Origin of the sequence: Pseudomonas fluorescens (assembly GCF_902497895.1) — a bacterium.
GTDB classification, from domain to species: Bacteria; Pseudomonadota; Gammaproteobacteria; order Pseudomonadales; family Pseudomonadaceae; genus Aquipseudomonas; species Aquipseudomonas fluorescens_BP.
Genome location: NZ_CABVHQ010000139.1, coordinates 1 through 3,712, shown reverse-complemented (window position 1 = coordinate 3,712; position 3,712 = coordinate 1). Strand labels below are relative to the sequence as shown.

Annotated in this window: 5 protein-coding genes; 4 read left to right on the top strand and 1 reads right to left on the bottom strand. The window is 61.0% G+C overall.

Translation table 11 applies throughout. The annotated features are described in order from the left end of the window. Nucleotides 1–263 precede the first annotated feature (263 nt). Nucleotides 264–749, bottom strand: coding sequence for a GNAT family N-acetyltransferase (locus F8N21_RS30015; RefSeq protein WP_150645569.1), 486 nt, complete (start codon nt 747–749; stop codon nt 264–266). A 197-nt stretch (nt 750–946) separates the two neighbouring features. Between F8N21_RS30015 and F8N21_RS30010 the strand changes: the two genes are divergently transcribed. The 4 genes from F8N21_RS30010 to F8N21_RS29995 all read left to right on the top strand — a co-directional run bounded on the left by F8N21_RS30010 (nt 947) and on the right by F8N21_RS29995 (nt 3,552). Continuing rightward, nucleotides 947–1,381 (top strand): YybH family protein, encoded by a 435-nt coding sequence (locus tag F8N21_RS30010; RefSeq protein ID WP_150645568.1) that lies wholly within the window; start codon nt 947–949, stop codon nt 1,379–1,381. 67 nt (nt 1,382–1,448) lie between these two features. Continuing rightward, a complete protein-coding gene (locus F8N21_RS30005) occupies nt 1,449–1,793 on the top strand; it encodes a YciI family protein (RefSeq protein WP_150645567.1) in 345 nt (114 codons plus the stop codon). Between the two features lie 26 nt (nt 1,794–1,819). Continuing rightward, on the top strand, nt 1,820–2,311 hold the full coding sequence (locus F8N21_RS30000) for an SRPBCC family protein (RefSeq protein ID WP_150645566.1): 492 nt from the start codon (nt 1,820–1,822) through the stop codon (nt 2,309–2,311). Continuing rightward, nucleotides 2,311–3,552: an RNA polymerase sigma factor gene (locus F8N21_RS29995; protein ID WP_150645565.1), complete on the top strand. Its 1,242-nt coding sequence runs from the start codon at nt 2,311–2,313 to the stop codon at nt 3,550–3,552. Before F8N21_RS30000 ends, F8N21_RS29995 begins: the two co-directional genes overlap by 1 nt. Nucleotides 3,553–3,712: the final 160 nt, after the last annotated feature.

Below are 3,712 nucleotides of genomic sequence, written 5' to 3'. Positions count from 1 at the left end.
GCTGCCAAATACTGTGGCGAGGGGGCTTGCCCCCGCTCGGCTGCGCAGCAGTCGTAAAACCGGCGGATGCGTTCTACCTGGAAAACCGCGATAGCCGGTTTTAGGGCCGCTTCGCGACCCAGCGGGGGCAAGCCCCCTCGCCACAGGTAGGGTGTTCGACCAGCGAGATATGTAGATACCTATGCCCCGTGGGGAGAGGGTTGGGGTGAGGGGTGGATTGAGGATCAGAACACAACATCCCGGGCAGACTGCGAAATATCTCTTCAGAACACCAGCGCCAACCTGCGCTCATAGCCGATCCGGCCCTTATAGGCTTCGCCGGTATCGACCCATCCGAGCTTGAGGTACAGGTTGAGCGCCGCTTCGTTGTGGGCGTCCACCGAGAGCATCAAGCCGTTGATCTCCGGCCAGGCCTGGCGAGCGACTTGTGGCAAGGCTTGCAGGCAGGCTTTGCCAAAACCTTTGCCCTGGGCGCGGTGGTCGACCTGCAGGGCGTGCAGGGTGGCGGTGTCTTTATCGGCCCAATGGGGAAGGCACGGCGGACGTTTGAGCAGCAGGAAGGCTACCGGAACCCCTTGCGACAGCAGGGCAAAGCCTTTGACACCGGGGTTGGCGTTGGACAGCAGGGCGTGCAAGGCGCCGTGAATATCGCCGGAGAATTCCCTTTGCTGCGCGGGGATTTCGATGGCCTCGACTTGTTGGCGCTGAACCGGAGTCAGGTTCTCGTAGGGCACAAGTTCAGTAGTCACTAGCGGTGTCCGTTTTCCGGCGAAGGTAAGAGGCAGATTCTATCGAGTTTGCGGCAGACAAAAATATTTTTGTGGCAAACCGTGCGAACGTGTCGATTTCGGTTTTTGTCATACGACTATGGGTGTCCTCACGATTTACACCTCGCCCATCAGGCGACTCGATGACCCTCTGCAACTCAATCGCAAGGAGAACCATCATGAGCACTCCCACCACCGAAATTGAAATCCGCGCCTTGATCGAAACCTGGCAGCAAGCCGTGATCGACAAGGATATCGAGAAAATCGTCAGCTTCTACGCAGACGATATCACCTCGTTCGACGCCGTGACTGCGCTGCAATTCAAGGGCAAAGAGGCCTACCGCGCGCACTGGGTAGAGTGCATGAAAGTCTGCCCCGGCCCCGGCATTTTCGAGTTCCACCAACTGCACGTCGTGCCCGCTGCCGATATCGCCTTTGCCCACTGGCTGGCCCATTGCGGCGGCACCGACGAAAAAGGCGAAACCAAAGCCTGCTGGATGCGGGTGACCGCCGGCTACCAGCGCGTCAATGGCCAATGGCTGGTAGTGCATGAGCACTGGTCGGCACCGTTCGACATGATGAGCGGGACGGTGCTGTTCGACCTGCAACCCTGATCGTCGGGTTTTTCGCCAAACCCTGAATCAGCAGCCATAGTTGATCAGCTTGATGACGGAGAATTTCATGAAATACCTATGCCTGGTCTACAGCGAAGAGCTCCTGCTCCACAGCTTGCCTGAAAGCCCGAAGGATGCTGAATGCATGGCCTACGCCGAGTCGATTCAGGGCAGTGGCCGGATGCTCGCCGCCGAGGCGCTGGAGTCGGTGCAGACCGCAACCACGGTGCGCATGCGCAATGGCAAGCTATCGATCACCGATGGCCCCTTCGCTGAAACCAAGGAGCAATTGGCCGGGTTTTATCTGATCGATGCCAAGGACCTCAACGAAGCCATCCAGGTCGCCGGGAATATCCCGGCGGCCCGGGTCGGCAGTGTCGAGGTGCGCCCGGTACGTGAATTGAATTCCTGAGAACAATCATAAGCAGGAGATCCCCAATGAAGGCTCCACTGGCTCAACCCCAGCCTGCAGAATTCGAGTTATCCATCAGCCGTTTGATTGATGCACCGCGCCGCAAGGTTTTCCGCGCCTGGACCGAGCCGCAGTTACTGGTGCAGTGGTGGGGGCCCCATGGCATGACGACACCGGAGTGTGAGATGGAACTGTGGGTCGGCGGCCTGTTCCGGACCTTGATGCGCGCCCCGGACGGCAGCGAGTATCCGACCCAGGGGGTGTTCCTGGAGATCGTCGTGCCGCGGCGGATTGTCTTCACCGACGCCTTCAAACCGGGCTGGATTCCGTCGGGAAAACCCTTCATGACCGCTGAAGTGACCTTCGACGAAATCGCTGGCAAGACCCTCTACACCGCGCGCGCCATGCACTGGACTGAAGAGGATCGTCAGGCCCATGAGGCGATGGGCTTTCATGAGGGCTGGGGGCAAAGTCTGGATCGGCTGGTGACACTGGTTACCGAAGGCATGCCCGACTGATGGCGGACCAAGCGAACGGCTCGGTCAAGACGCTGGTCGAGACGGTTTACCGCACGGATTCGCGACGGATCCTGGCGACCCTGATTCGCTTGCTCGGCGATTTCGACCTCGCCGAAGAGGCGTTGCACGAAGCCTTCTTCGTCGCGGTCGAGCGCTGGCAGCGCGACGGTGTGCCGGATAATCCGCGTACCTGGCTGGTGTCGACCGGGCGCTTCAAGGCTATTGATGCATTGCGTCGGCGGGCGCGATTCAGTGCCTCCCGGGCCGCACTGGTCAATCAGCTGGAAGAGCTTGAAGAGACCGACTGGAGCGAGGACGACGTGGAGGACGACCGCCTGCGTTTGATCTTCACCTGTTGTCACCCGGCCTTGGCGGCAGATGCCCAGGTGCCGCTGACGCTTCGGGAGATCTGCGACCTGACCACCGAGGAAATCGCCCGGGCTTTTCTCACCACGCCGACCACCATCGCCCAGCGTATCGTCCGTGCCAAGGCGAAGATTCGCGACGCGAAGATCCCTTATCAAGTGCCGTCCCTGGCGGAGTTGCCGGAGCGTCTGGACAGTGTTTTGCGGGTGATTTATCTGGTGTTCAACGAAGGTTATTCGGCGTCGATGGGCGCGCAGTTGACCCGCGAAGACCTGACCGCGGAAGCCATACGCCTCGCTCGCTTGTTGATGGAACTGCTGCCGGAACCGGAGGTGATGGGCTTGCTGGCGCTGATGCTGCTGCATGAGTCGCGCCGCCCGGCACGGACCTCGGCGGCGGGTGAACTGATTGTGCTGGATGAACAGGACCGCTCGCTGTGGAATGCCCAACAAATCGCCGAAGGCTGTGGGCTGCTGGAGAAGGCACTGGGCACCCGGCGCTTCGGCCCCTACTGCCTGCAAGCGGCAATTGCCGCGGTACATGCCGAAGCGCCGACCGCCAGGGACACCGACTGGGCGCAGATTGTCGGCCTGTATGACGTACTGCTGCGGGCGCTGCCTTCGCCGGTGATCGAATTAAATCGCGCGGCAGCCCTGGCTCAGCGCGATGGCCCGTTGGCGGGGCTGGTATTGATCGAGGGCATTCTGGCGCGTGGCGAGTTGCTCGACTACCACCTGGCGCATTCGGCTCGGGCGGAGTTTTGCCGGCAGCTGGGGCGGGTCGAGCAGGCGAGGGCGGCTTATCAACGAGCCCTCGAATTGACCCGGCAGTTGCCTGAGCGGCGGTTTATCGAGCGGCGGCTTGAAGAGCTGTAGGAGCTGCCGCAGGCTGCGATCTTTTGATTTTGGCGCCCGTCCGGCCAACGCATTGTCCGCCGGAAAGATCGCGTTTATCCATCGATGCCCCGACCCCCTGTAGGAGCTGCCGCAGGCTGCGATCTTTTGATTTTGGCGCCCGTCCGGCCAACGCATTGTC

Coding starts and splice junctions, on each gene's coding strand:
- F8N21_RS30010 (WP_150645568.1), top strand. CDS start 947: ATGAGCACTCCCACCACCGAAATTGAAATCCGCGCCTTGATCGAAACC.
- F8N21_RS30000 (WP_150645566.1), top strand. CDS start 1,820: ATGAAGGCTCCACTGGCTCAACCCCAGCCTGCAGAATTCGAGTTATCC.
- F8N21_RS29995 (WP_150645565.1), top strand. CDS start 2,311: ATGGCGGACCAAGCGAACGGCTCGGTCAAGACGCTGGTCGAGACGGTT.
- F8N21_RS30005 (WP_150645567.1), top strand. CDS start 1,449: ATGAAATACCTATGCCTGGTCTACAGCGAAGAGCTCCTGCTCCACAGC.